At 70.8% G+C, this 3932-nt stretch carries 3 protein-coding genes; 2 read left to right on the plus strand and 1 reads right to left on the minus strand.

Annotated features, from left to right (window positions below):
- Positions 1-457: PHP domain-containing protein (locus FV223_RS22115; RefSeq protein WP_147729010.1), on the minus strand; the 457-nt coding region annotated here is incomplete at its 3' end.
- Positions 458-1549: 1092 nt separating this feature from the next.
- Here FV223_RS22115 and FV223_RS22120 point away from each other — a divergent pair.
- Both FV223_RS22120 and FV223_RS22125 read left to right on the plus strand, forming a co-directional pair.
- Positions 1550-2797 carry an acyl-CoA dehydrogenase family protein gene (locus FV223_RS22120; protein ID WP_147729011.1) on the plus strand — a complete coding sequence of 416 codons (1248 nt, stop codon included), beginning with the start codon at positions 1550-1552 and terminating at the stop codon, positions 2795-2797.
- On the plus strand, positions 2794-3855 hold the full coding sequence (locus tag FV223_RS22125; protein ID WP_246686326.1) for a phosphotransferase family protein: 1062 nt from the start codon (positions 2794-2796) through the stop codon (positions 3853-3855). The genes FV223_RS22120 and FV223_RS22125 overlap by 4 nt, the downstream gene beginning before the upstream one ends.
- Positions 3856-3932: the final 77 nt, after the last annotated feature.

The following is a 3932-nucleotide window of genomic DNA, read 5'->3' on the forward strand; positions in this document are numbered from 1 at the left end:
GCGCCGCGTCGAGCGGGCCGGTGAAGCCGCCGGTGAGCGCGATCAGGCCCGCCGACGATTCGGCGAGCGCCGCGGCGCTCACGCAGGGCGCCTCGCCGAGCCCGGTGTCGAAGTAGGCGCGGCTCGCCAGCCGCAGCAGGTTGCCGTAGCCGGTCTCGTTCTGCGCCAGCACGACGAGGCTGCCGGCGGGCCGCGCCACCCGTGCCATCGGGTCGACGGCCTCGAACGCCACCGAGAGCTGCATCCCGGCGATCGGCTGGATGCCGCTGCCGGCGGCCTTCTCGGAAAACTCGAGCGCGCCGAACAGATTGTTGGTGTCGGTCAGCGCCAGCGCCGGCTGGTGGTCGGCCAGAGCCGACTTGACGATGTCGCCCACCTTGAGGGCGCCCTCGAGCAGGGAATAGGACGAGTGGACGTGGAGGTGGACGAATCCGACCTCCTTGAGCTGGCGCGCCATGACGGTCCTTGTGCGGGTGCCCCAGAGATCCGTCCTTCGGCCGCAGGAGTCGATGGCCGGCAGGCCGCGATTGCCGATATCCACCGCCGATGTGGCGTTTCGGACGCGCGGCCTGCGACCGATTATCCTGTGCACGGGCAGTCCGGCCGCCCGCGCCGAAGGCATCCCTCAACGGATCGGGGCCAAGGCTACCGCCCAACCCGCCACCGCGACCGCGAGCAGCCCGAAGGCCATGAACTCCGCGACGCCGACCAGAACCATCCGCTTGAGCATGTCGGGCACTCCGTTTCGATGACCCTACTTTGTTCCTGTTTTGTTCCATGTAAAGCGCGAGCGTCGGCGACCTGGCGATAGGGTTGACGAAACGTGAAGCCCGAAGCGCTTCCTCGCGGCCGGACCCCTCGGGCGGGATCGCCGACCTCGGGCATGGTCCTGCGAACGCCGGGCGGGGGATGGCGTCCGTCGCCCCGCTCCGCCCGCGGCGCCCTACAGGTAAAGGAGGCAGGCGAGCAGGAAGACGCTCTCGACGAGGAGCACCAGGAAGATGATCGTCGTCACGGCGGGATCCCGACCGACGAGGGAGCGCGCTGTGATCGGCTCGGACACGACGGGCACTCCGCTTTCTGGGGGCGCGGCGGCTCCTCGCGGCATGGAAGCCTGACGCGCGGCCGCGACGAAAAGCACCTTCGCCGGGAGGTCGGGGGACGTTGACCGGCGAAGGTGCCGCCGGAGGAGAAACGCTGTCCCGGCCCGCCGTGAATGCCATCGATCGGACGGGCGAGCCTTCACGCACGTTAAGACTTCTATAGATTTTCCAAACGTCAATCTGCAACAGTTCCGGCGCCACAGCGAGCGAATGCTTGCCTCTGTACCAAGCGGAGCCTTCGTTCGACGGCACGGAGCGGCCGCGCCGTCGAAGCGCCGATCGCCGTGGGAACGTCGGTTCAAGGTTTCGGTACGCCGGGCGTTCAGAGACGGGGGCGCCGATCTGTCAGGGCCGGCCGGGTTGGGGCTTGTGGCCCGATTCGAAGCGGGAGTACGCTCGGACCGCCCAGCCACGCGACGACGTCGGCGGGCTTAGGGAGTGGAACATTGGATTTTTCCCCGTCCTCGACGCAGGAGCTCTGGCTCAAGCGCGTGCGCGACTTCATGGCCGCCGAGGTCTATCCGGCGCTCGACGCCGTGAAGGCCGAGACGGCACAGTCCGTGCCCGACCGCTGGGCGCCCTCCGCGGCGATCGAGGGCCTGAAGGCGAAGGCGCGCGCGGCGGGCCTGTGGAACCTGTTCCTGCCGCCCTCGCCCGAGCACGACACCGATGCGTTCCACGGCGCCGGGCTGACGAATCTCGACTACGCGCGCTGCGCCGAGGAGATGGGCCGGGTGGCCTGGGCCTCGGAAGTGTTCAACTGCTCGGCCCCCGACACCGGCAACATGGAGGTGCTGCACCGCTACGGCAGCCCGATGCACAAGGAGCGCTGGCTCAAGCCGCTGATGGCGGGCGAAATCCGCTCCGCCTTCCTGATGACCGAGCCCGAGGTCGCCTCGTCGGACGCGACCAACATCGCGACCTCGATCCGCCGCGACGGCGACCATTACGTGATCAACGGCCGCAAGTGGTGGTCGACCGGCGTCGGCGACCGGCGCTGCAAGGTCGCGATCGTGATGGGCAAGACCGACCCCGACGCCCCGCGCCACCAACAGCAATCGCAGATCTTCGTGCCCCTCGACGCGCCCGGCGTCGAGATCAAGCGCCTGCTCTCGGTGTTCGGTTACGACGAGGCCCCGCACGGCCACGCCGAGGTCACCTTACGCGACGTGCGCGTGCCGGCCGAGAACCTGATCCTCGGCGAGGGCCGCGGCTTCGAGATCGCGCAGGGGCGCCTCGGCCCGGGCCGAATCCACCACTGCATGCGCACTATCGGCGCGGCCGAGGCCGCCCTCGAGGCGATGGTGCGGCGCCTGCTCGCGCGCACCGCCTTCGGCAAGCGGCTGGCCGACCAGTCGGTGTGGGAGCAGCGCGTCGCCGAGGCCCGCATCGACATCGAGATGACGCGCCTGCTCTGCCTGAAGGCGGCGGACATGATGGACAAGGTCGGAGCCAAGGCGGCCAAGCTCGAGATCGCGATGATCAAGGTCGCCGCCCCGCGCATCGCGCTGAAGGTGCTCGACGACGCGATCCAGGCCCATGGCGGCGCCGGCGTCTCCGACGACTTCGACCTCGCCCGCACCTACGCCCACATCCGCACCCTGCGGCTCGCCGACGGGCCGGACGAGGTCCACAACCGCTCGATCGCCCGCCTCGAATTCGCCCGCCACAGCAACGCGGGTCCCGCCGCGTGAGCGGGACGGGGGATTCTGCCTTCGCCGGCACCAAGGCGGTCGACCCACGCCACCGGATCGACGAGGGCGCCCTGGCGGCCTGGATGGCGGAGCACGTCGCCGGGTTCGACGGCCCGCTGACGCTGCGCCAGTTCAAGGGCGGCCAGTCGAACCCGACCTACCGGGTCGAGACCCCGGGGGGCGCCTACGTGCTGCGGCGCAAGCCCTTCGGCCCGCTGCTGCCCTCGGCCCACGCGGTCGAGCGCGAGTACCGCCTGATCCGGGCGCTGCACGGCACCGGCTTCCCGGTGCCGCGGGCGGACGCCCTGTGCGAGGATGCCGGCATGATCGGTGCGGCCTTCTACGTGATGGAGGCGGTCGAGGGCACGGTGCACTGGAATGCGGCCCTGCCCGAGCTGCCGCCGGCCGAGCGGCGCGACGTCTACGCGGGCATGATCACGACCCTCGCCCGCCTGCACCGGGCCGACCCCACCGCGATCGGGCTCGGCGATTACGGCCGGCCGGGCAACTACTTCGGCCGCCAGGTCGACCGCTGGACCAAGCAGTACCGCGCCGCCGAAGGCGACCGGCTCGAGGCGGCCGAGCGGCTGATCGCCTGGCTGCCGCGGACCGTGCCGGAGCAGGACCGGGTCTCGATCGTCCACGGCGACTTCCGCCTCGACAACATGATCTTCGCCCATGGCCGGGTCGCCGCGGTGCTGGACTGGGAGCTGTCGACGCTGGGCGATCCGCTCGCCGACTTCAGCTACCTTCTGATGCACTGGGTGCTGCCGGCGGACGGCCGCAGCGCGCTCGGCGGGCTCGATCTCCACGCACTCGGCATCCCGACGCAGGACGAGGCGGTGGCGCTCTACTGCCGCGAGACCGGTCGCGACGGCCTGCCCGACCTGAACTGGTACTTCGCCTACAACCTGTTCCGCCTCGTCGGCATCCTCCAGGGCATCGCCGGGCGGATGAAGGCCGGCACCGCCGCGAGCGAGCACGCCGCCGACATGGCCGCCCGCGTGCCGAAGCTCGCCGACGCGGCCTGGTCGTTCGCCGTGAAAGCCGGGGCCTGACCGCGATGGCGCGCGTCGTCGTGGTGACGGGCGCAGCCCAGGGCATCGGCCGGGCGCTGTGCGAGCGCTTCGCCGCC

The sequence above is a fragment of the Methylobacterium sp. WL116 genome (genome assembly GCF_008039455.1).
Taxonomy (GTDB): Bacteria; Pseudomonadota; Alphaproteobacteria; order Rhizobiales; family Beijerinckiaceae; genus Methylobacterium.